At 69.3% G+C, this 22,236-nt stretch carries 20 protein-coding genes; 11 read left to right on the forward strand and 9 right to left on the reverse strand.

From position 1 onward, the window contains the following. Nucleotides 1–29 precede the first annotated feature (29 nt). The 4 genes from GZ67_RS0111745 to GZ67_RS0111760 are packed head-to-tail and all read left to right on the forward strand — an operon-like array spanning nt 30 to nt 3,262. A complete protein-coding gene (locus GZ67_RS0111745; RefSeq protein WP_029261684.1) occupies nt 30–821 on the forward strand; it encodes a hypothetical protein in 792 nt (263 codons plus the stop codon). Further along, nucleotides 818–1,345, forward strand: coding sequence for a hypothetical protein (locus GZ67_RS0111750; protein ID WP_029261685.1), 528 nt, complete (start codon nt 818–820; stop codon nt 1,343–1,345). Before GZ67_RS0111745 ends, GZ67_RS0111750 begins: the two co-directional genes overlap by 4 nt. A 28-nt stretch (nt 1,346–1,373) precedes the next feature. Then, nucleotides 1,374–2,030 carry an SDR family oxidoreductase gene (locus GZ67_RS0111755; RefSeq protein WP_029261686.1) on the forward strand — a complete coding sequence of 219 codons (657 nt, stop codon included), beginning with the start codon at nt 1,374–1,376 and terminating at the stop codon, nt 2,028–2,030. Nucleotides 2,031–2,056: 26 nt separating this feature from the next. Further along, nucleotides 2,057–3,262, forward strand: coding sequence for a glycoside hydrolase family 3 N-terminal domain-containing protein (locus GZ67_RS0111760; protein ID WP_029261687.1), 1,206 nt, complete (start codon nt 2,057–2,059; stop codon nt 3,260–3,262). Between the two features lie 3 nt (nt 3,263–3,265). Here the strand turns inward: GZ67_RS0111760 and GZ67_RS0111765 are convergent, their stop codons facing one another. From GZ67_RS0111765 to GZ67_RS0111775, 3 genes are read right to left on the reverse strand one after another with little or no spacing between them, the layout of a single operon-like run. Then, nucleotides 3,266–4,147, reverse strand: a complete 882-nt coding sequence (locus GZ67_RS0111765; protein WP_036303286.1) for a hypothetical protein — start codon at nt 4,145–4,147, stop codon at nt 3,266–3,268. A gap of 16 nt (nt 4,148–4,163) precedes the next feature. Continuing rightward, nucleotides 4,164–5,189, reverse strand: coding sequence for an App1 family protein (locus tag GZ67_RS0111770; RefSeq protein WP_029261689.1), 1,026 nt, complete (start codon nt 5,187–5,189; stop codon nt 4,164–4,166). 4 nt (nt 5,190–5,193) lie between these two features. Continuing rightward, the gene (locus GZ67_RS0111775; protein ID WP_029261690.1) at nt 5,194–5,865 is read right to left on the reverse strand and encodes a DedA family protein; all 672 of its coding nucleotides are present in this window, start codon (nt 5,863–5,865) and stop codon (nt 5,194–5,196) included. 41 nt (nt 5,866–5,906) lie between these two features. On the opposite strand from GZ67_RS0111775, the gene GZ67_RS0111780 reads away from it, so the two are divergent. Together GZ67_RS0111780 and leuS are read left to right on the forward strand one after the other, a co-directional pair. Further along, nucleotides 5,907–7,229: an anthranilate synthase component I family protein gene (locus GZ67_RS0111780; protein ID WP_029261691.1), complete on the forward strand. Its 1,323-nt coding sequence runs from the start codon at nt 5,907–5,909 to the stop codon at nt 7,227–7,229. Nucleotides 7,230–7,263: 34 nt separating this feature from the next. Further along, nucleotides 7,264–9,840, forward strand: coding sequence for a leucine--tRNA ligase (gene leuS / locus GZ67_RS0111785; RefSeq protein WP_036303338.1), 2,577 nt, complete (start codon nt 7,264–7,266; stop codon nt 9,838–9,840). Nucleotides 9,841–9,910: 70 nt separating this feature from the next. Here the strand turns inward: leuS and GZ67_RS0111790 are convergent, their stop codons facing one another. Continuing rightward, a complete protein-coding gene (locus GZ67_RS0111790) occupies nt 9,911–10,549 on the reverse strand; it encodes a phosphatase PAP2 family protein (RefSeq protein ID WP_051662502.1) in 639 nt (212 codons plus the stop codon). A 181-nt stretch (nt 10,550–10,730) separates the two neighbouring features. Here GZ67_RS0111790 and GZ67_RS0111795 point away from each other — a divergent pair, with 181 nt between their 5' ends. The 3 genes from GZ67_RS0111795 to holA are packed head-to-tail and all read left to right on the forward strand — an operon-like array spanning nt 10,731 to nt 14,738. After that, nucleotides 10,731–11,327 (forward strand): ComEA family DNA-binding protein, encoded by a 597-nt coding sequence (locus tag GZ67_RS0111795; RefSeq protein ID WP_029261694.1) that lies wholly within the window; start codon nt 10,731–10,733, stop codon nt 11,325–11,327. After that, the gene (locus GZ67_RS0111800) at nt 11,324–13,654 is read left to right on the forward strand and encodes a ComEC/Rec2 family competence protein (RefSeq protein WP_036303287.1); all 2,331 of its coding nucleotides are present in this window, start codon (nt 11,324–11,326) and stop codon (nt 13,652–13,654) included. The genes GZ67_RS0111795 and GZ67_RS0111800 overlap by 4 nt, the downstream gene beginning before the upstream one ends. Before the next feature lie 43 nt (nt 13,655–13,697). Then, complete coding sequence (gene holA, locus GZ67_RS0111805) at nt 13,698–14,738, forward strand: DNA polymerase III subunit delta (RefSeq protein ID WP_029261696.1); 1,041 nt, start codon at nt 13,698–13,700, stop codon at nt 14,736–14,738. A 97-nt stretch (nt 14,739–14,835) separates the two neighbouring features. Here holA and rpsT read toward each other — a convergent pair whose 3' ends face one another. Continuing rightward, on the reverse strand, nt 14,836–15,096 hold the full coding sequence (gene rpsT, locus GZ67_RS0111810; RefSeq protein ID WP_029261697.1) for a 30S ribosomal protein S20: 261 nt from the start codon (nt 15,094–15,096) through the stop codon (nt 14,836–14,838). Nucleotides 15,097–15,318: 222 nt separating this feature from the next. Between rpsT and GZ67_RS0111815 the strand changes: the two genes are divergently transcribed. Both GZ67_RS0111815 and GZ67_RS0111820 read left to right on the forward strand, forming a co-directional pair. Further along, nucleotides 15,319–16,689, forward strand: a complete 1,371-nt coding sequence (locus GZ67_RS0111815; RefSeq protein ID WP_029261698.1) for a glycoside hydrolase family 1 protein — start codon at nt 15,319–15,321, stop codon at nt 16,687–16,689. Next, nucleotides 16,686–17,921 (forward strand): MFS transporter, encoded by a 1,236-nt coding sequence (locus GZ67_RS0111820; protein WP_029261699.1) that lies wholly within the window; start codon nt 16,686–16,688, stop codon nt 17,919–17,921. Before GZ67_RS0111815 ends, GZ67_RS0111820 begins: the two co-directional genes overlap by 4 nt. Here the strand turns inward: GZ67_RS0111820 and GZ67_RS0111825 are convergent. The 4 genes from GZ67_RS0111825 to GZ67_RS0111840 are packed head-to-tail and all read right to left on the reverse strand — an operon-like array spanning nt 17,916 to nt 22,235. Then, nucleotides 17,916–18,647 (reverse strand): alpha/beta fold hydrolase, encoded by a 732-nt coding sequence (locus tag GZ67_RS0111825; protein WP_029261700.1) that lies wholly within the window; start codon nt 18,645–18,647, stop codon nt 17,916–17,918. The two genes, GZ67_RS0111820 and GZ67_RS0111825, sit on opposite strands and share 6 nt — an antisense overlap. A gap of 42 nt (nt 18,648–18,689) precedes the next feature. Further along, a complete protein-coding gene (locus GZ67_RS0111830; protein WP_029261701.1) occupies nt 18,690–19,268 on the reverse strand; it encodes a PH domain-containing protein in 579 nt (192 codons plus the stop codon). Further along, nucleotides 19,265–21,367 (reverse strand): ABC transporter ATP-binding protein, encoded by a 2,103-nt coding sequence (locus GZ67_RS0111835; RefSeq protein ID WP_029261702.1) that lies wholly within the window; start codon nt 21,365–21,367, stop codon nt 19,265–19,267. Before GZ67_RS0111835 ends, GZ67_RS0111830 begins: the two co-directional genes overlap by 4 nt. Continuing rightward, entirely contained in the window at nt 21,318–22,235 is a 918-nt protein-coding gene (locus GZ67_RS0111840) for an ABC transporter permease (protein WP_051662503.1), read from the reverse strand. Before GZ67_RS0111840 ends, GZ67_RS0111835 begins: the two co-directional genes overlap by 50 nt. Between the last annotated feature and the right edge of the window lies 1 nt (nt 22,236).

The raw sequence follows: 22,236 nt of genomic DNA on the forward strand, positions 1-22,236 counted from the left end.
GAGACCGGCGCCTGGCTACGCTGAACAGCATGCTCCGCATCGTGTTCCTCGTCGTCTGGCTGCTGCTCTCCGCCTGGCTCGTCATCTGGGTCGGCGAAGGGCTGTTCGGCGTGGATCAGCGTCATTCGATCCTCCCGTTCGCCGGTGAGGACACCCTCGGCGGCCCGATCATCATCGGCGTCGCGTGGGGCCTGCTGCTGACGTTCGGCGGGATGCTGTCGGGCCTGGCGCGTCGCAGGACCCCGCGCGGTGAGGCGCAGATCGGGGTCGGCACGATCGTCGAGGTCACCCGCACCGGGATGACGGTCAACGATGTGCCGCAGTACGACCTCTTCATCCGCGTGAACCCGGGTGCGGCCGATGACTTCATAGGGCAGCTCCGTACGCTCGTGCAGCCCACGGATCTCGCGACGCTCCAGGTGGGGCTTCCGGTCCCGGTGCGCTACAGCGTGACCGACCAGGACACGGTCGAGCTCGCGGACCTCAGCGACCCCGCTGTGCGCGACGCGATGCTGCAGTGGCGCATCGACCGAGGCTTGATCGACCCCCGCCAGGTACGGGCGCGCACCAGCGGGACGCAGGTGCCCGCGTCGGTGCTCGAGGTGCGGCCGACGGGCCGACGTCGCGAGGGGCAGAGCGAACTCGCGCTGCGCGTGCTCATGGCACCCGAAGGGGCGGCGACGTGGGAGGCCGACACGACCGTGTTCGTCTACCCCCAGGCGATCCCGCATCTCCAGGTGGGAGCTCCCGTATGGGCGTTCTACCGCCGGGAGGACCCGCAGACCGTCGCGGTGACCATCGAGAAGGAGACGGCACGATGAACCCGATGGACACCCTCGTCTGGCTGGTGAACTTCCCGGCCTCTCACGGATACGCCATGGTCTTCATCGCGGGGTTCTCGACCCTCGGGCTGTTCGCGCTGTCGGCGCGGGGTGCGGTTCCGGGTGAGGCGCTGCGGAGCATCCGGGAGCGGGAGGGCCTCCTGCACCCCACGGAGCACCCGCGAGGTCGGGTCTGGGCCGGCGTCGTCCGTATCGGTGCCCGCGTGCTGGCGCTGGTCATGGTCGGATCGCTCGTGATCGGGATCCTCAGTCTCACCGGAGTGCCCGTGACCCGGGCCTACATCTACGACAACGGCCGCCCGACCACCGGCACACTGGAGGGGGACTGGGTGACCTTCACGACCGCCGAGGGCGTCGAGTACACGCTGGAGAGCAACTTCTTCACGCCCGCCGTGTACCCGGACCGCGACGTCTACCTGACGAGCGGCGAGCCGGTGGTCGTCCGCTACCTGCCGAGCCATCCGCAGGCGTTCGTGATCGACAGCGACCAGACCCCGCGCTGAGGTCGGAGGGGGCGCGTAGGGTGAGGGTATGTCGCGCATCATCGTCTTCGGCGGCCACGGCCGCATCGCCCTTCTGCTCGCGCCACTGCTCGTCGCTCGCGGTGATGAGGTCACCGGCGTGATCCGCAACCCGGAGCACGCCTCCGATGTCGAAGCGACGGGGGCCGAGGCCCTCGTCGCGGATATCGAGAATCTCGACGTGGACGAGCTCGCCGAGATCATCCGCGGGCACGACGCGGTCGTGTGGTCGGCCGGTGCCGGTGGCGGATCACCGGAGCGCACGTACGCGGTGGATCGTGACGCCGCTCAGCGATCGATGGATGCGGCCGAGCGGGCGGGCGTCCGCCGCTACGTGATGGTGTCGTGGCTCGGATCCACGGCCGATCACGGTGTCCCGGAGGGCGACTCCTTCTTCCCGTACGCGGATGCGAAGTGGGCGGCCGACGAGCATCTGCGCGGCAGCGGGTTGGAAGGCACGATCCTCGCTCCCGGCACGCTCACGTTCGACGAGCCGACCGCGCGGATCCAGATCGACCCAGCGGGCAGCGGAGCCGTGTCGCGGGCAGACGTCGCCGGGGTCATCGCCGCATCGCTCCACGGACCGTGCACCATCGGCCGCACGATCCGTTTCGGCAACGGCGACGCCGCCACGGCGGTGCCGATCACCGAGGCGCTCGGCTGCTGACGCGTCCACACCGCACCGGACCCGTCATGTCCCGATACCGTCGCTGGGCCGCAGGAGCGCTGGCGGTCGTCGCGACGGCGGCACTGTGCGCCTCACCGGCAGCGGTCGCTTCGACCGCCCCGTCGACGGCTGCCTCCCGCACCTCCGCCGCGGTCTCCCCGGTCGCGGAGCCAACCGGCCCGGCCGCGCATGCGACCGCTCTCGTCAAGGAGATGTCGGTGGCCGAGCAGGCCTCCGCCGTGGTCATGGGGCACGTGTCGGGAACGGATCCCGCCGCCCTCCGGGCATACATGAGCTCCGGTCTCGGCGGGTTCATCCTCATGGGGGCGAACATCCCTGCCTCGGAGTCCGAGCTGCAGGCTCTCACCGCCGCGATGACGATCGATCCCGCGTTGCCTCCGCTGATCGCGGTCGACCAGGAGGGCGGGATCGTCTCGCGTCTGCACGGCGACGACTACGCGGCCTCCACCACGCTGAAGCGGCTCCCGGTGGACGCCACCTCGGCGGCGTTCACGGCTCGAGGGTCGCTGGTGGCCCGCGCGGGGATCACGGTGAACTTCGGCACCGTGGCCGACTTCACGGCCGACTCGGGAACCTTCATCTACGGTCGCGCGCTCGGCACCGATCCCGCGAGCGCCGCGGATCGAGTGTCGGCCGCCACCACCGCGCAGGAGCAGTTCGTCGCTTCGACGCTCAAGCACTTCCCCGGACACGGCGCAGCCCCCGGAGACTCGCATTCCGCGATCCCGAGCACGAGCATGGGGCTCGACGAATGGCGCAGTACGGAGGCTGTCCCGTTCGCGGCGGGCGTCGATGCCGGAGCATCTCTCCTCATGTACGGGCATCTCGCCTACACGGCCGTGGACGCCCTGCCCGCCTCCCTCTCGGCGAAGTGGCACGAGATCGCCAGGGAGGAACTCGGCTTCGAGGGGGTGGCGGTGACCGACGACCTCGGGATGCTGCTGTCATCGGGGAATCCCGCCTACGCGGATCCCGTCGCCAACGGTGTCGCCGCGATCGCCGCCGGCAACGACCTGGTGCTGATGATCGCGGGCTCCGATGCGCAGACCGCGGGCAAGATGGTGGCCGGGATCGCGGCGGCGGTCGAAGCCGGCACTCTGCCGAAGGAGCGGCTCGAAGAAGCGGCGACGCGGGTGCTCACGTTGCGAACCCAACTGTCCGCGGCGTCGGCGCGATGGACACTCTGCGCCGACTGCGAACAGGCGGAGTGACGCTCAGGCCGCTTCTCGTGTGCCGTCGCCGAGCCACGCGTCCAGCAGAGCCCTGCGCAGCGCGGTGCCGCGTTCGGCGAAGACGCGCTGCCGGCGCACATAGTCCGCCTTGCCCTCCGGCGTCTCGATGCGGACGGGGGTGACATCCCACGCCGAGAGATCGTACGGCGCGGCCTCCATGTCCAGCAGCCGGATGTCACGCGCCAGCTCGAACGAGTCGAGGAGGAGTTCGCCGGGGATGAGGGGCCCGAGCTTCGTCGCCCACTTGTAGAGGTCCATCCCCGCGTGCAGACACCCCGGTTGCTCGAACAGCGGCTGGTCCTCGCGGCTCAGGGGCGTGCGATTGCGGGGGACCGCCTCCGGGGTGAAGAACCGGAACGCGTCGAAGTGCGTGCAGCGCAGGTCATGACTCTCGACGACCGCATCCGTGCCCGCCCGTCCCAGACGCAGCGGCACCGCGTGACGGTGCTCGTCCGCCTGATACACCATCGCCCACTCGTGCAGGCCGAAGCAGCCGAACTGGCCGGGGCGTGACGCCGTGCGGCGCAGCATCCGCTCCACGAGCGCGGCGAGGTCCGCCTTCTCCTGCGCGAAGGATCGGGGGTCGGGCACGACACCGCCCTCGGTCTCGCCCGGCGAATACCAGCGCCACGAGAGACGTTCGGGCGCATCCTGCAGCTCGACGCCCGCTCCCGGGTGCCAGCGCCGAAGCTGTGCCGGCTTGTAGGAGTAGTACGTGAACAAGAAGTCCCACACGGGGTGCTTCTCGGAGCGGGAGGAGCGCTCGCGATGCGCGGCGGTCAGCGCGTCGGCGCGCTCGTGATGCGACTGCTCACGGGTGAGCCATTCTTCGCGGGGGAGCGCCCTCTCGATCAGCGTGTGCATGTGTGCTGTGGTCTCGTCAGTGCAGGATGCCGGCTTCACCGAGCAGGTCGCGAAGCCCGGCGCCGTCTTCGGCACTCACCCACGGTGCCACGTCTTCGGAATGCGGCTCTCGGCCGGCACGACCGCCGGCGAGCACGGCTTCTGCGGGCAGCAGGCGCCGGATGGCGACCCCGGCGACCGAATCGGGATGCTCGTCCATGAACTGCGAGTAGATGGATTCGTCGTGCTGGCCGTCATCGCCGATCAGCAACCACTTCACGTCGGGGAATTCCGCCGCGAGCCGGCGCAGGTTGGTGAGCTTGTGCTCACGCCCGCTGCGGAACCAGCGCTCATGCGTGGGGCCCCAGTCCGTCAACAGCATCGACCCCGCCGGGAAGAGGTGGCGACCGAGGAAGCGCCAGAGGGTCGGCGCGACGTTCCACGCACCGGTCGACAAGTACACCATCGGTGCTCCGGGGTGCTGTCGCAGCAGCTGGTCGAGCAGCACGGCCATTCCGGGCACGGGGAGGCGGGCATGCTCATCGAGCACGAAGGAGTTCCAGAAGGCGATGAACGGACGCGGCAGGGCCGTGACCATCACGGTGTCGTCGACATCGGACACGACGCCGAACGTGGTGTCCTTGGCGACGATGAAGGCGCCGGCTTCGACGGGCTCCTGCCCCTCGACCGAGATCATGAAGTTCTGCCAGCCGGGCTCCAGGTCGACGGGGATCTTCGCATCGACCACGCCACCGCGATCGGCGACCAGCTGATGCGTCGTCTCGCCGACATGCACGGTCACGGTCGCGTACCCGACCGGGATCCCGACGAAGCTGCGCCAGCCGCGCACGCTCGCCGGCTCGCCGTCGCGGGTGCGACGCTGCGGGGGCACGATCAGCACTCGACCCACGACCCGCACCCAGCCCGGACCGCCGTAGCCGGGGAACGGGAGGATCGTGGCGACACGGCCACGACGGCGCGCACGACCTTCACGCCAGACATGGAGGCGATGCTCGAGTCGGGCGAACCAGTGGATCCGGGGGGCTGGGGGAGCCGATGCCATTGACTCAGTCTTTCACGTCGGAGTCGACTGCCGACTCCGGGGCCTCCTGATGGCGGGCTTCGAGCCGCTGCAGCAGCTTCTTGCCGAGGAACGCGAGGAGCAGGAACAGCGCGATGACGCCGACGAAGATGTAGCCCGCGAAGTGCACGCGATCGACGAGTTCGCGGAAGCTGCCGGCCGCGAGGGAGGTCACGCTCACGTACGCGGTCGCCCAGAGCACGCACGCCGGAGCGGTCCAGGCCAGGAACTTGCGATACGGGTACTCGCTCATGCCGACGGTGAGAGGCACGAGGGAGTGCAGCACCGGGAGGAACCGGGACAGGAAGATCGCGATGCCGCCGCGGCGTTCGAGATAGTTCTCTGCGCGGACCCAGTTGTGCTCGCCGATCCTGCGGCCGAGCCACGACACGCGGATGTGCGGGCCGAGCCAGCGTCCGAGCCAGAATCCGATGCTCTCGCCGATCAGCGCGCCGATCACGACGGCGACGCCCATCGCGATGCCCTCCCACACGGTGGCGACGCCCATCGAGGCGATGATGACGATGGTGTCCCCGGGGACGATGAGGCCGATCAGGATGCTGGTCTCCAGCATGACGGCGAGCCCCGCGACCAGTGTGCGCGTGATCGGATCGATCGACTGCACGGTGTCGAGGAGCCAGAGCAGGAGGTCGTCCACGTCATGAGAATACGGGAGCGACCCGGTCCTAGGCTGGAAAGGTGCCCGAACAGCTGACCGCTCGCCCCCTCCCGTCCTGGGTGGAGCCGTGGGCCGTGTTCCGGATGCTCGAAGCGCGCGTCGCCGATGTCTTCTGGCTCGACGCCGGCGCGGATGCCACAGAGGGCTGGAGCTTCGTCGGCACGGGGGAGCGGTCGTCCCTGCCGCGGGATGTGGCACTGGATGCGGCGCCGAGGGATCCCACCCTTCCGCCCTTCTCCGGTGGGTGGGTCGGCTGGCTCGACTACGAGTCCGGCGCCGCGGCCGCCGGTTCGCCGGTGAGCGGACCCGTCGACGAGCCGGGCGGCTCCTGGCTGCGCGCCACACATGTCGTCGCGTTCGATCATGCCGCGCGGCGCGCCTGGGTGCTCAGCGCCGACGACGAGCTCCCCTCGTGGACGACGGAGGTCTCCGTCGTCCCGCAGCCGGCGGACGACGCGGTCCCCCTGAAGGTCCCCGACGGTGCGCGTCGCGTCGCCGAAGCGCGCCACGATCCGCACGAGTACGCCGCGCTCATCGAACGCTGCCGCGACCTGATCCGCGCCGGCATCGCGTACCAGCTGTGCCTGACGACGCGGTTCACGGTGGCCGGGGCGCATGATGGCGTCGAGGTCTACCGTCGCCTGCGCGCTGCGACGCCCGCGCACCACGGCGGCTTCGTCCGCATCGGCGGCCGTACCCTGCTGAGCGCCAGCCCCGAGCAGTTCCTCCACGCCGAGGGGGGTGTCATCCGCACCCGCCCGATCAAGGGCACCCGGCCCCGCGGTGCGGACCCGGAGGAGGATGCCGCGCTGGCCGCAGAACTCGCGGCGGATCGCAAGGAGCGCGCCGAGAACGTGATGATCGTCGATCTGATGCGCAACGACCTCTCCCGCGTGTGCGAGCCGGGGAGCATCCGCGTCGACGGACTGTGGGTGGTCGAGAGCTACCCCGCCGTCCATCAGCTCGTGAGCACCGTGAGCGGTGTCGCCGCGGCCGGGACGACCGTCGGTTCGCTGCTCGACGCGGCCTTCCCTGCCGGCAGCATGACGGGTGCCCCCAAGCTCTCCGCGATGACGAGACTGCACGAGTTGGAAGGCGGGCCGCGCGGCGTCTACGCCGGCTGCTTCGGGTACATCGGGGCGGACGGCGTGCTCGACCTCGCCATGGTCATCCGCAGCATCCTGATCGATGGCGACCAGGCGGTCGTCGGCGCGGGCGGAGGCATCACCTGGGGATCGGTCGCCGCATCCGAAGTCGCCGAGGTCGCGACCAAGGCGCGAGCTCCCCTCGCCGCGCTCGGTGCGGAAATGCCGGGGGTCTGGCGTTCCGATATCCTGAACTGATCCCGCTTTTTCCTTCAGATTGGTCGTGCGTTCGTTGTCTGAGAACCTGTCCACCGCTCCCGCCGATGACGAGACTCCGTCGGCGCACGCCATCCAGACGAAGTGGCAGAAGTACTGGGCGGAGAACGGCACGTTCCTCACCGGCGGGGAGGAAGACACCCGCCCGCGCAAGTACGTGCTCGGGATGTTCCCCTACCCGTCCGGTGACATGCACATGGGGCACGCCGAGAACTACGCGTACGTCGACATGGTGGCCCGGTTCTGGCGTCACCGCGGGCACAACGTGCTCAACCCGATCGGCTGGGACTCCTTCGGCCTGCCCGCGGAGAACGCGGCGATCAAGCGCGGCGCCGACCCTCGGGAGTGGACCTACGCCAACATCGATCAGCAGAAGCAGAGCCTGAAGGAGTTCGGTACCTCCTACGACTGGACGCGCGTCCTGCACACGTCCGACCCCGAGTACTACCGCTGGAACCAGTGGCTGTTCCTGAAGCTCTATGAGCGTGGGTTGGCCTATCGCAAGAAGAGCCCGGTCAACTGGTGCCCCAACGACCAGACCGTGCTGGCCAACGAGCAGGTCGTCGACGGTCGCTGCGAGCGCTGCGGTGCCGAGGTCATCAAGAAGAAGCTCACGCAGTGGTACTTCCGCATCACCGACTATGCCGACCGTCTGCTCGATGACCTGAACCAGCTCGAGGGCTTCTGGCCGCACAAGGTGCTGCAGATGCAGCGCAACTGGATCGGACGCTCGATCGGTGCGGACGTCGACTTCGTGATCGAGGGTCGCGAAGAGCCGGTCACCGTCTTCTCGACGCGCCCCGACACGCTGCACGGAGCGACGTTCTTCGTCGTCGCACCCGACTCCGACCTGGCATCCGAGCTGGCGGCGGATGCGCCGGACGAGGTGCGCCAGCGCTTCCGCACCTACCTGGAGCAGGTGCAGAAGGAGACCGACATCGCCCGGCAGTCCACGGACCGCCCGAAGACCGGTGTCTTCCTCGAGCGCTACGCGATCAACCCGGTCAACGGTGAGAAGCTCCCGGTGTGGGCAGCCGACTACGTGCTCGCCGATTACGGTCACGGTGCCGTCATGGCCGTGCCCGCCCACGATCAGCGCGACCTCGACTTCGCCCGCGCGTTCGACCTGCCCGTCAAGGTCGTGGTCGACACGACAGCTCCTGTCACCGGCGCGATGCCCGTGATCGAGGTCGACGACGAAGGGGTGCCGATCGACACCGGCGCCGCGCTCGACGAGCAGAACCCGGCATCCACCGGCATCGCGTTGACCGGCGAAGGCCGCATGATCAACTCGGGTGCGCTGAACGGACTGTCCAAGCGCAACGCGATCGCCCGCGCGATCGAGCAGCTGGAGGCATCCGGCACCGGACGCGCGGCGAAGAACTACCGCCTGCGCGACTGGCTGATCTCGCGCCAGCGCTTCTGGGGCACTCCCATCCCGATGCTGCACACCGAGGACGGGGACATCATCCCGGTTCCCGAAGACCAGTTGCCGGTGAAGCTGCCCAGTGTGGAAGGTCTCGACCTCTCGCCCAAGGGCACCTCGCCGCTCGGGGCGGCGGAGCGCTGGGTGCGCACGACGGCCCCGGGGACCGGCGACCCCGTGCTGCGCGACACCGACACCATGGACACCTTCGTCGACAGCTCCTGGTACTTCCTGCGCTTCCTGTCGCCGAACAGCGACACCGTCGCATTCGACCCGGCTCAGGCCGACCGCTGGGCTCCTGTCGACTCGTACATCGGTGGTGTCGAGCACGCGATCCTGCACCTGCTGTACGCGCGCTTCATCACGAAGGTGCTGTTCGACATGGGGCTGATCGATTTCACCGAGCCCTTCACGACGCTGATCAACCAGGGCATGGTTCTTCTCGACGGATCGAAGATGTCGAAGAGCAAGGGCAATCTGGTCGAGTTCTCGTCGAGCATGATCGACCCCGGTGCCGATGTCGTCCGTGTCGCTCTGGCCTTCGCAGGCCCGGTGGAGGATGACATCAACTGGGAGGACGTCTCCACGGCCGGCGCGCAGAAGTTCCTGGCCCGCGTGCTGCGGATCGCCGGCGACGTCGCGAGTCCGGTCGACGTCGTGTTCGACGGTGGGAACCCGGCACTGCGCCGCGCGACGCACAAGCTGCTCGCCGAGGCCCCGGCTCTCGTGGAGCAGACCAAGTTCAACGTGCTGGTCGCTCGACTCATGGAGCTGGTGAACCTCACCCGCAAGACGATCGACGGTGCTGCCGGTGCCGCCGATCCCGCCGTGCGTGAGGCTGCCGAGACGATCGCCGTGATGCTCGACCTGTTCGCCCCGCACACCGCCGAAGAGGTGTGGGAGATCCTCGGTCACGAGCCCTCCGTCGGCCTGGTGCCGTGGCGATCCGCCGATCCCGCGCTGCTGGTCGAGGACACGATCACCGCCGTCGTGCAGGTGGGCGGCAAGGTCCGCGCACAGCTCGAGGTCTCGGCGCGCATCGGCGAGAGCGAGCTCGAAGCGCTGGCTCGCGCGGACGAGCGGGTGATCCGTTCGATCGGCGACCGCGAGATCGTCAAGGTCGTCGTGCGCGCGCCGAAGATCGTCAGCATCGTCGTGAAGGGCTGATCGGCTCTCACCGCACGGACTGCTTCCGGCCCCTGGTGCTCGCTCTCGTGAGCGCCAGGGGCCGTCGCCGTCATCCCCTTCGCGCTGCTCTGCGGGCCTGAACGACGCGCATGATCGCCTCGATGCCGATGACGACGAGAAGCGGGACGGCCACGCCGAGGATCGCTCCGAGGGCGACGTCATGGACGTAGTGGACGCCCTGCGCGACGCGCCCGACGGCGACGACGGAGGCGAGCGCGATCGCCGACCATGTGAGCCACGACCGTCCGAGGGTGATGGCGATCACCGCAGCAGCGCCGAATGCGAGGGTCGCGTGGTTCGAGGGCAACGACCAGTCTCCGGGCGGCGGGCACTCACCGACGATCTGCCAGACCGAGCACGGACGCGCCTGGGCGAAGAGCAGCTTTCCGCCCTCGCTCAAGAGGTAGGCCAGGACCACGCCGACGGCGGAGGCTGCGATGTGCACGCGTCGTTCCGGCCGGCTCCACCAGGCGCGGGCCATGACCACGGCCGTGGCGGCGGCGAGCAGGAGGAGCCCCGCTTCGGAGATCAGCTCGACCGCGGGGACGGCTGACCCTGCAGAGCTGAGCCATCGGGTGCCGACCACACTGAGGCTCCCCGGCAGCGGGACGATCAGCAGGAGGGCGGCGAGTGCCGAGGCGATGCCCAAGGGCAGCACGGAGCGCGCGGGCAGGGGAGTGGAGGGCATGCCTTTGACGCTATGGTCATCGGGCTCCCGTGAGCATCGGTCGGAGGATGTAGCCGGGTCCGCCAGGCGGTGGAGATGCGCGGGACAGTGCTTCTCTGCACCATCTGCGCCCGACGGCGGTTGTCCACGGCTCAGGTCTGTGGGGTACGGGGAGTCTGCCTCGCGCACCTAGCTTGGCCGGATGGCATCCCCGCAAGCACCACCTCCGCCGCGGCGTCGACTGCGTCTGAGCATCGGCGCCGGGGTGGTTCTCGCACTCGTGGTGCTGTCCGCCGCTGTCGGCCTCGGCATCCTCCGCGGCCAGGCCGCGCCGACCGCATCCGTACCGTTGACGGACTCTGCGGCGACCACCGGGCCGGCGGGGGAGCTGTACGTGCACGTCCTGGGCTCCGTCACCCATCCCGGCCTCTACGTGCTGGACCTGGACGCCCGCCTCGTCGATGCGCTGGCAGCGGCCGGGGGAGCCACTGATGATGCCGACCTGGCGGCGGTCAACCTCGCGAGGCTCCTCGAAGATGGCGAGCAGATCATCGTCCCGGCCGTGGGTGCGGCGACCGATGCGCCGGGAGCGGGTCCGCCGGGTGACGACCGTATCGACCTCAACACCGCGGATCAGGCCGCTCTGGAGACGCTGCCGCGCATAGGTCCGGCGCTGGCGGAGCGGATCATCGCCTGGCGCGACGAGAACGGGCGCTTCGGATCCGTCGACGACCTGCTTGCGGTGCCCGGCATCGGCGAAAAGCTGCTCGCTGGCCTGCGCGACGGAGTCAGGGTGTGAAGGCGCGCGACCTCCGTCTCCTCCCTCTCGCGCTGGCTGTCTGGGGCACCGCCCTGCTCTGCGTACTGATACCCGAGGCGACCTGGTGGTGTGCGGCCGCCTGCGGTCTCGTGGCGAGTCTGGTGCTGATGCTGCTCGTCCGGTGCCCGCGAACCTGGGTCTCGCGGCTGACCGGCGGTCTGGCCGTCGTGCTTCTCGCGGGAGCCGCGGCCGCGGCCTTGACGGTCGGGTTCGCCCTCCCCGCACGGGAGCAGGCGATGTCCTGGGACGGCCGCGTGGTGGAGGCCACAGGGGAGATCACCTCCTCGGCGTCGGTGGGGCGCGACGGGCGGCTCTGGTTCGAGGCGACCACCACGACGCTCGGACCGCCGGGGCGTGCGAGCGGGGCGTCGGCGCCCGTGCCCGTGCGCATCGGAGTGGACCCGGCTGACGGGTTCGACCTCGGCGCGCGCATCCGCGTCATCGGGGAGGCCGCCGCCACCGATTCGGGCGAGCGATCGGCGCTCGTCGTCTTCGCGAACGATGCCGAGGTCGTCGAGCCCGCCTCCGGAGTGTTCGGCGTCGCGGCCGCCCTCAAGCATGCCTTCGTCGAGCGTTCATCACGGCTCCCCGAGCCCGGTGCGGGCCTACTTCCCGGCCTTGCCGTAGGGGATACCCGGGCGGTGTCGATCGAGCTGAATGACGACATGCGCACGAGCGGTCTCAGTCACCTCACCGCGGTGAGCGGGGCAAACTGTGCGATCGTGGTCGGTGGGATCTTCTGGCTCGCCGCCCTGTGCGGTGCGGGGCGCGCGCTGCGGGTCGTCCTTGCGGTCGCGGGGCTGGCGGGCTTCGTCGTCCTCGTCACGCCGGAGCCGAGCGTGATCCGTGCGGCGGTCATGGCGTCGGTCGGCATGCTCACCGTGCTGCTCGGCCGCCCGAGTGCGGGAGCCGGCATGCTCTCGCTGTGCGCGGCGGGCATCCTCCTCGTCGACCCCTGGTTGGCCGCCACGCCGGGATTCGCACTCTCGGTCGCGGCCTCCGGAGCGCTGATCCTGCTCGCGCCTCCGCTCGCTCGGGGGTTTGGCCGGATCATGCCCGGACCGGTGGCTCTGGCTCTGGCCGTCCCTTTCGCCGCACAGTTGGCCTGCGGCCCGATCATCGCCCTGTTCGCCGAGCAGCAGTCCCTCATCGGCATCGCCGCGAACATCATCGCGGCGCCCGCGGCCCCGATCGCCACCGTCGTCGGGATGCTCGCATGTCTGGCCGCTCCGCTGCCGGGTCTCGCTGATCTGCTGGCGTCGTCGGCCTGGCTGCCGGCCGCCTGGATCGCGACGACGGCGACGACGACCGCTCGCCTGCCGGGCGCACAGTTGTTGTTGCCCGCAGGGATCGGCAGCGCACTGCTCGTGGCTCTCGTGAGCGCGTGTATCGCGGTCGTCGTCATCAGGCCCGGCCCCCAGAGCAGGGGAGCGGCGACCGGGCGTAAAGGACACATTGTGCAGCGAGCCGCAGCCGCGGTTCTGATCGTCGTACTCTCGCTCGCCGGCGCCCGTGTGGTCCTCGACGGACCGCTCGCCACGGCGACGACGCCGGAGGGGTGGGCGATCGCCGCATGCGACGTCGGACAGGGCGATGCGCTGCTCGTGCGCTCGGCGGCGAGAGTGGCGCTGATCGATACGGGGCCCGCCCCGGAGCCGCTGGCGGCGTGTCTGCGGTCTCTCGGCATCGGACACATCGACCTGCTCGTCCTCACGCACTTCGACCTCGACCATGTCGGCGGTGTCGCCGCCGTGCAGGGACGCGTGGATGTGGTCCTCCACGGGCCGGCGCTCGAGGAGGACGAACGACGTCTCCTCGCCGACCTCGCCGCCTCGGGTGCACAGGTCGACGAGGCGTGGGCAGGCCAACGCGGCGACCTCGGCGATGCCGCGTGGCGGGTGCTCTGGCCGGTGCGGGGTTCGGCCGCCTTTCCGGCCGGCAACGACGCGAGCGTGGTGATGGAGTTCGATGGGGGAGGAGTGCCCCGGTCGCTCTACCTCGGCGACCTCTCTGCGGCACCTCAGCGGATGCTGCTCCGTACTGCTCGACTCGGTCGCTGCGACGTCGTCAAGGTCGCGCACCACGGCAGTGCGGACCAGGACGCGGGTCTCTATGAGGCCGTGCAGGCTCGCGTGGCGCTGTTCAGCGTGGGAGCGGACAACGACTACGGCCACCCGCGCATCGAGACGCTCGACCTTCTGTCGGCGACCGGGGCGCAGGCGCTGCGCACCGATCGGCAGGGACGGATCCTCCTCGGCACCGGCGACAGCGAGCTGCAGGTGTGGACGGAGAAGGTTGCACCATGAGCGAGCGGGCAGCGGTGTCGGCGACCGCCGGTAGTCTGGATCCATGGCAGCTTCGCGTCCCCCTTCCCGCGGTGGTGCGAAACCCACGAAGGTCCCCCAGGTCTCCTGGCGAGAGCCTCGTCCCGCTCCGCTTGTGCTCGTCTCCGGCCCCGAAGAGGTCTGCGCAGAGCGCGCGATCGCCGGCGTCCGCGACTATCTCCGCGCCGAAGACCCCGCTCTCGAGGTCAGCGATGTTCGGGCCGACGACTACGCGCCGGGAACGCTGCTGTCCCTCACCTCCCCGTCCCTTTTCGGCGAACCACGCCTGGTGCGTGTCTCGGGCGTGGAGAAGTGCTCCGATGCTTTCATCCAGGAAGCGGTGTCGTACCTCGACAACCCGCAGGAGGGGGCGACCGTCATCCTCCGGCACACGGGGGCGAGCGTGCGCGGCAAGAAGCTGCTCGATGCGGTCCGCGCCGGCACCGGTGGAGGCATCGAGATCGCCTGCCCGGCGATCAAGCGCGACGGCGACCGGGTCGACTTCGCAGCGGGGGAGTTCCGCACCGCCAAGAAGCGCATCGCGCCGGCGGCGCTCCGTGCGCTGGTCTCCGCGTTCGCCGATGACCTCACCGAGCTGGCGGCGGCCTGCCAGCAGCTCATCGGAGACGTCGAGGGCGACATCTCCGAAGAAGTCGTCACCAAGTACTACGGCGGGCGCGTCGAGGTGTCGGCGTTCGTCGTTGCCGACACGGCGATCGCCGGCCGCTACGGTGAGGCGCTGGTCGCGCTCCGCCACGCACTGTCATCCGGTGCTGATCCGGTGCCGATGGTCGCAGCCTTCGCGATGAAGCTCCGCACCATGGCACGGGTCGCCGGAAACCGCGAACCGAGCCGCCAGCTCGCCCAGCGCCTGGGTATGAAGGACTGGCAGGTCGACCGTGCCCGCCGTGACCTCGCCGGGTGGAACGAGCGTTCGCTCGGAATGGCGATCCAGGCCACAGCGCGCGCCGACGGTGAGGTCAAGGGTGCCGCCCGCGATCCGATCTTCGCGCTCGAGCGTATGGTCACGGTGATCGCCACTCGTCGACCGTTCGGCGAGGAATAGTCACGCGTCCTCGCTCCGCAGAACGCCGCGGATCACTGCCGAAGAACGAAGAAGGCCCGCCCCGAAGACGGGACGGGCCTTTCTCAGAAGCTTCAGCTCAGAGAGAAGCGACCTGCTTGGCGAGAGCCGACTTGCGGTTCGACGCCTGGTTCTTGTGCAGGACACCCTTGCTGACGGCCTTGTCGAGCTTGACGGCGGCCTTCTTCAGGCCGGCCTCGGCTGCAGCCTTGTCGCCGGCGGTGACTGCCGTGCGAGTCGTGCGGATGACCGTCTTGAGCTCGCTCTTCACGGCCTTGTTACGCTCGCGCGCCTTCTCGTTGGTCTTGTTGCGCTTGATCTGCGACTTGATGTTTGCCACGTGTGGACGCTTTCTGTACAGGAGTGTTCGGAATGCCGGCAGCAGAAGAGGGCTGCTGCACGGCGGTCGTGAGGGAAGAACCCACACGCAAGCCAAGAGTCGAGTCTACCAGCAGAGGGGGTGCAGACGCGAAACGGCCGACGGATTGCGAAACTCCGTCGCGGATGTCGTGGTACTGGGTGCAGAATCATCACTATCCCGACACCGCTGTCAAGGAGCCAGATGACCCCCGAACGCGTTCCTCCGTCCGTGCCCGCAGGCCTTCGCTGGTCCGCCGCGACCTCCGCATTCCAGATCGAGGGGTCGCGTCCGACGGGAAATACGGGACGCTCCATCTGGGACGACTTCCTCGAGAGGCCCGGCGCGATCATCGACGGATCGACGGCGGACCCGGCCTGCGACAGCTATCGGCATCCCGAAGCCGATGTGGCCCTCGCCGCGGGGTTGGGACTCGACCGCTATCGGTTCTCGATCCCTTGGGCGCGCGTGCAGCCGGACGGCAGAGGTGACGGTGACAAGACCGCCCTCGACCACTACTCGCGGCTGGTCGACCTTCTGCTGGAGGCGGGGGTCGCTCCGTTCCCGACCCTCTTCCACTGGGAGATGCCGAGTGCGGTCGAGGCCGACGGCGGCTGGCTCGAGCGCGACACCGCCGAGCGCTTCGCCGACTACGTGACGATTGTGGCCGACCGCCTCGGTGATCGCGTGCGGCAGTGGTACACCCTCAACGAGCCGGCCATGACTACGTTGCAGGGATACGCGGTCGGCGCACTCGCGCCGGGGAGGCAGCTGCTCTTCGGCGCGCTGCCGACCGCCCACCACCAGCTGCTCGCCCATGCCCGCGCTGCCTCCGTGCTGCGGGAGCGAGGCGCCTCCGCCGTCGGGCTCGCGAACAACCACACGTGGGTGCTTCCGCTGCACGACACGGCCGATGACCACCAGGCGGCCGCGCTCTACGACCTGATCCACAATCGGGTCTTCAGCGAGCCGCTCCTCACCGGCACCTACCCGGACCTGGAGTCGCTGGGCCTCCCGCCGATGCCGGTGCGCGACGGGGACCTCGAGGAGATCGGCGGCTCGATCGACTTCTACGGCATCAACTTCTACAACCCCACGACCGTGACGGCAGCAGAGGAGGGGAGTCCCATCCCCTTCGACATCGTGCCCACTCCCGGCGCCCCCGTCACCGGCTTCGGCCCCGAATGGCCGATCGTTCCCGGAGCCCTGCGCGACTTCCTGCTCGACCTGCACGTGCGACACCCGGCTCTTCCGCCGGTCATCATCGGTGAGAACGGAGCCTCGTTCCCGGAACCGCCGCGCGCCAGCCGCGTCGACGACACGGACCGGATCGCGTATCTGGCCGGGCACCTCGCCGCCGTCGGGGAGGCGATGGCAGCCGGAGTCCCCGTGGAGGAGTACACGGTGTGGTCACTGCTCGACAACTGGGAGTGGGCCGACGGCTACACCCAGCGGTTCGGGCTCGTCCACGTCGACTTCGAGACGGGGGAGCGGACGCCCAAGGCCTCCTACGACTGGTATCGCGACGTCATCGCGAGTTCGCGCGCAGCGGCAGCGACGGCGGTGGCGAGATGACCGAAGTCACCGGCACCCGCACAGTTCGAGCGGGAGCACGATGGATGTCGCTGTTCACGCTGGCGTGGCTCGCGATCTGGACCGTGCAGCTCACGCCGGTGCAGCTTCTTCTTCCCCTGCAGCTGGACACACCGGAAGACGACTGGATCCGCGGCGTCGTCTCCTCCGGTCTGGTTCTCGGAATCGGCGGGCTCGCCGGCATCATCGCCGGTCCCGCCGCCGGAGCGCTCTCCGATCGCGCGGCGGCGGGGCGCCACCGTCGCCGTCCCTGGGCGCTCGGCGGCGTTCTTCTCACCGCGGTCTGCCTCGTCCTGACCGGATACGCGGAAGGTCCCTGGGCGGTCGGCGCCGGATGGGTGGGCGTGTCGATCGGCGTCGCGGTCTCGTCTGCCGCCTTCACCGCTCTCATCGCCGACCAGCTGCCGTCGACGCAGCGCGGTGCGGCCTCCGCGGCCGTCGGCTCCAGCCAGGCGGTGGGCATCGTTCTCGGAGTCGGGCTGGTGGTCCTCCTCGGTCTCGGCATCCGCGACGGCTACCTGCTGCTCGCCGGTGTGATCGCGGTCGTCGGATCGGCGGCCGCGCTGCTCCTCCCCGACCCGCCGAGCGTCGAGGCGATGCGACCGAAGCAGGTGGGGCGCCGCCGGCTGGCCTCTCTGCGCGATCGGGATTTCGCCTGGATGCTCTCCGGCCGACTGGTGACGAACATCGGCAATGCGCTCGGGACGGCCCTGTTCCTGTTCTTCCTGCTGCACGGGCTCGGCCAGCCGAGTACGGTCGCCCAGGACAACCTTCTGCTGCTCATCGTCGTGTACACCGTGTTCGTGGTGATCGCCTCGGTGGTCACCGGCATCGTCTCCGACCGTACGGGGAACCGGCGCACGCTCGCGGTCGCCGCGACGGTGGTGCAGGCGGCATCCGGTGTCGCGATCGCGCTCGTGCCGACGTTCGAGATGACGATGGTGGCCGCGGCTCTGATGGGCCTCGGTTACGGCGCCTTCTCGACGGTGGGGCTCGCGTTCGCCGCCGATCTGCTGCCGGATGAACAGGACCATGCCCGCGACCTCGGGATCGTGAACGTCACGGCCGCCCTCGGCCAGCTGATCGGACCGGTGCTCGGGGCCGCGCTGGTCGCTCTGGTCGGCGGGTTCTGGCTGGTGTTCGTCGCGGCGGCCGTGCTGTCTCTGGTCGGGGGACTGCTCACGGCGTTCGCGCGGGAGCCGAAGCGCTCATGACGGCTCTGTGTCCTGCTCCACCGTCGCGATCGCGAGCTGCAGCACCGCGTTGAAGATCCGCGGCCTCATGGCTGTGACCAGATGGGTCGTTCGGGGGACGATGATCAGCTCGGCGTGTGAGGCGAGACGACGGAAGAGTGTCTCGTTCAGACGCAGCTGGTCGTACTGACCGTTCACGAACCAGAGGGGGATCTTGATGCGGGGGACCGCGGCGGCGACGTCGAGGGCTGCGAGGCTGCGGAGCGCGGCATCCTGCGTGTCGAGTGCGTAGCCGCCTGCGGCGAAGTCCGACCGCGTCTCGGCGGGGATGGTGGCCTCGAGCATTCGCGCGGTGAGCCACATCCCGCGGTCGGGGAGCGAGTCCACGGCCCTGGCGAAGAGCCGATAGGCACGCAGGCCCGCGCCGGAGGGGAGCGAGGTGCACGCGGCCGCGACCAGTCCGGCGACCGGCGGCGTCTCCGCACCGCCGACGTAGGCGAGGCAGAGGAGCCCGCCCATCGAATGCCCGACGAGCACGACGGGCCCCTTCTCCGCCGCAGCGCGAACCGCGGCATCGATCGTGTGCAGCGCCTCATGCAGCGTGAAGTCCTCGCTCATCCGGGTGCCGTGTCCCGGCAGGTCGACGGCTGTGGCGGCGTATCCGTGCGCTTCCAGATAGGCGAGCTGCGCGCGCCACATGGTGGCGGACGTGCGGATGCCGTGCACGAGGACGATCTGTGCGCTCACGCGTTCAGCTTAGGATCTCGGCGTCTGTGCCGAGACCCCGCGTCACAACAGCAGGCCGGCGGCCGTGACGCCGAGAGCCACGGCGAGGGCGAGAGCGAGAAGAGGCAGCCACGCAACGCTCACGGTTCGCGCCGCCTCACCCGTCGGAGCCCGCCCGACGTCATCACGCGCGTGGTCGATCGCCTCCACCACACCGACGAAGGCGCGGGAACGGTGTGTCGTCGACGCGTCGGCTTCCCGGTCCCGACGCGGCCGGACGGTGGGCGAACCCCAGGCGCGGATCGCGGTGCCGTCCGTCAACTCGACGACGAGCTGATAACGCACGTGGAGCTCGGCCACCTCGTGCCACGGGATCGTGTGCGTACGGAAGACGTTGACCACGGTGAGCGTGGCAGGCGCGACGATGACGCACGGCCGGATCAGCAGCATCCAGCACACGAGCAGCACCACTCCCATCCAGGGGAGGGAGAGGAGCACTATCGCCCACTCCGCGCGAACGGCCGCATCGATGAGGAGGTACGTGAACAGCGCTGCCAGAACACCGCTGATCCACCAGCCCGATGCGCCGCGGATGACGATGCGGTCAGTGCCGCGGCCGCTCACGCCGTCACCACGGATCACGCGGTCTGCAGGATGTCCTGCTCCGCCCAGTGGCAGGAGACGTCGCGTCCTTCCACGGGGCGCAGCTCGGGAGAAACGGTCTCGCATTCGGCCTGCTGTGCGGGAGGAAGGATCGCGTAGAGCGGGCACCGTGAGCGGAACGCGCACCCCGTGATCGTCTCGGTCGGCGAAGGGAGGTCTCCGGAGAGGAGGATGCGCTCGCGCGTCCGCTCGATCTGCGGGTCGGGGATCGGCACGGCCGACAGCAGCGCGCGCGTGTACGGGTGGCGCGGGTTGCTGAAGATCGCGTCGACATCGCCGTACTCGATGATGCGCCCGAGGTACATCACGGCGACGTCATCGGCGATGTGGTGCACCACGGCGAGGTCGTGGGCGACGAACAGGTAAGAGAGTCCCAGCTGCTGCTTCAGATCCTCGAGCAGGTTGATCACGCCGGCCTGCACCGAGACGTCGAGCGCGGAAACCGGCTCGTCGAGGACGAGGATCTTCGGTTCGACGACGAGCGCACGCGCGATTCCGATGCGCTGGCGCTGACCTCCGGAGAACTCGTGCGGGTAGCGACGGGCATAGCTCGGCTCGAGACCGACGAGCTCGAGCATCCGGCGCACGCGGCGCGAGATCTCCTTCGCCGGGACGTCGTGCACGGTGAGCGGTTCGCCGATGAGTTCTTCGACGGTCATACGCGGGTCGAGCGAGGCCGCCGGGTCCTGGAACACGATCTGGATGTCGGTCCGGAGCGCGCGACGCTGCGAAGCGGAGAGCGTGGCCGTGTCGATGCCGTTGACGGAGACGCGCCCCGATTGCGGCTGGGCGAGCTCCATGACCTCCATGACGGTGGTCGACTTTCCGCAGCCCGATTCTCCGACCAGGCCGAGGGTCTTGCCGCCGTCCAGCTCGAAGCTGACGCCGTCGACCGCGCGGACGGTGCCGATACGGCGGCGGAAGACGGTGCCCTTGGTGAGCGGGTAGTGCCGCTTCAGGTCTTCGACCTTGAGTACGGTGCCGCGGGTCTCGACCTCGCGGACGACCTCTTCGACCGGGGCCGGCGGGGAGAAGACCTCGTCGCGGGGGAGCCGGCCGTCGACGATCTCCTCCGCACGGATGCACGCCGCGGACTGCAGCGGTGCGACGGGGACGAGATCGGGCTCGATGTCGTGGCACGCCGAGATCACGGCGGGGCAGCGATCGGCGAACGGGCAGCCGGTGGGCACCTCGGTCAGCAGCGGCGGACGTCCCTCGAGCGGGACGAGACGTTCGGAGGGCCCGTTGGCAATGCTGGGCATCGAGCGCAGGAGTCCGATCGTGTACGGCATCGCCGGACGTGCGAACAGTTCGTCGACCGGCGCGGTCTCGACGATGCGGCCCGCATACATCACGGCCACGCGATCCGCGTTGCCGGCGACGACGCCGAGATCATGCGTGATGAGTACCACGGCGGCGCCGGTGATCTCCTTCGCCTTCTGGAGCACATCGAGGATCTGGGCCTGGATGGTGACATCCAGTGCCGTGGTCGGCTCGTCCGCGATGATCAGCTTCGGATCGTTCGCGATGGCGATCGCGATCATCGCGCGCTGGCGCATGCCGCCGGAGAACTCGTGCGGGAACGACTTCACCCGTCGGCGCGGCTCCGGGATGCCGACGATGTCGAGCAGCTCGACCGCGCGGGCCTCCAGAGCCTGGGTGCTGAGCCCGGGCTGGTGCAGCTTGAGGCCCTCGATGATCTGCTGACCGATCGTGTAGACCGGGGTGAGCGCAGAGAGCGGGTCCTGGAAGATCATCGCGATGTCGGAACCGCGCATCTTCGACAGCTGCCGGTCGGTGGAGCCGAGGAGCTCGGTGCCGTCGTACGTGATGGAGCCGGAGACGTTGGCGGTGCTCGGGAGGAGGCCCATGACCGCCATCGACGACACGGACTTGCCCGAACCGGACTCACCCACGATGGCGAGGAACTCGCCGCGATTGACCTCGTAGTTCACACCGCGGACGGCGTGGACGGTGCGGGCCTTCGTCTCGAAGGTGACGTTGAGGTCGCGGACGCGAAGCAGGGGTTCAGGCACGGTTGTTCTCCGAGGTCGGGTCGACGGCGTCACGCAGGGCATCTCCGAGCAGACTCGACGCGAGCACGGTGGCGACGAGGATGATCGCCGGCGGGATGAAGAGCCAGGGACGGGTGGTCGCCGCGGCGCTTCCCGCAGCGAGCAGCGTTCCGAGTGACACGTCGGGCGGCTGGATGCCGAAGCCGAAGTAGCTGAGTGTGGTCTCGGCGAGGATCGCGGCGCCGACACCCAGCGTCGCGTCGATGATCAGCAGCGATGCCACGTTGGGGATGATGTGGCGGCGGATGATGGTGAAACCGCCGACGCCCATGAAGCGAGCCGCCTTGACGTAGTCGCGCTCGCGCAGCGACATGGTCTGACCGCGGATGACTCTCGCGAGCACCATCCATCCGAAGAGGGGGAGGAACACGACGAGCGCGACCCAGGCCAGGTCCTTGAAGAGTGGGCTCAGCAGCACGAGGATGTAGAAGCTCGGCAGCACGAGGAGCAGGTCGATGATCCAGACGATCACCCGGTCCCAAACACCGCCGACGTACCCGGCGATCGCGCCGACGAGCCCAGCGATGAGTGCCGTGACCGGTCCGACGATGAGGCCGATGAGCAGGGACTTCTGCAGACCCGCCATCGACTGGGCGAAGATGTCCTGCCCGATCGTGTCGGTGCCGAACCAGTGGTCGAGGCTCGGCCCCTTGTTGAACGCGAGATAGTCCTGGTCGGTGGACGACCACGGGTAGAGCAGCGGTCCGACGTACGCGAGCAGGAACATCAGTACGAGCACGCCGGCGCCGATCCAGGCCCGCTTGGTCGAGAACGTGCGGACCAGGATCAGCCGCCACCGGGGGATCGAGGGAGATTCCTCGTTCTCCGGCTCGAGCGGTGGAGCGTCGAGCTGTGTGGGATCGAGCGTCATG

It is taken from the genome of Microbacterium sp. Cr-K20 (assembly GCF_000708325.1).
GTDB lineage: Bacteria > Actinomycetota > Actinomycetes > Actinomycetales > Microbacteriaceae > Microbacterium.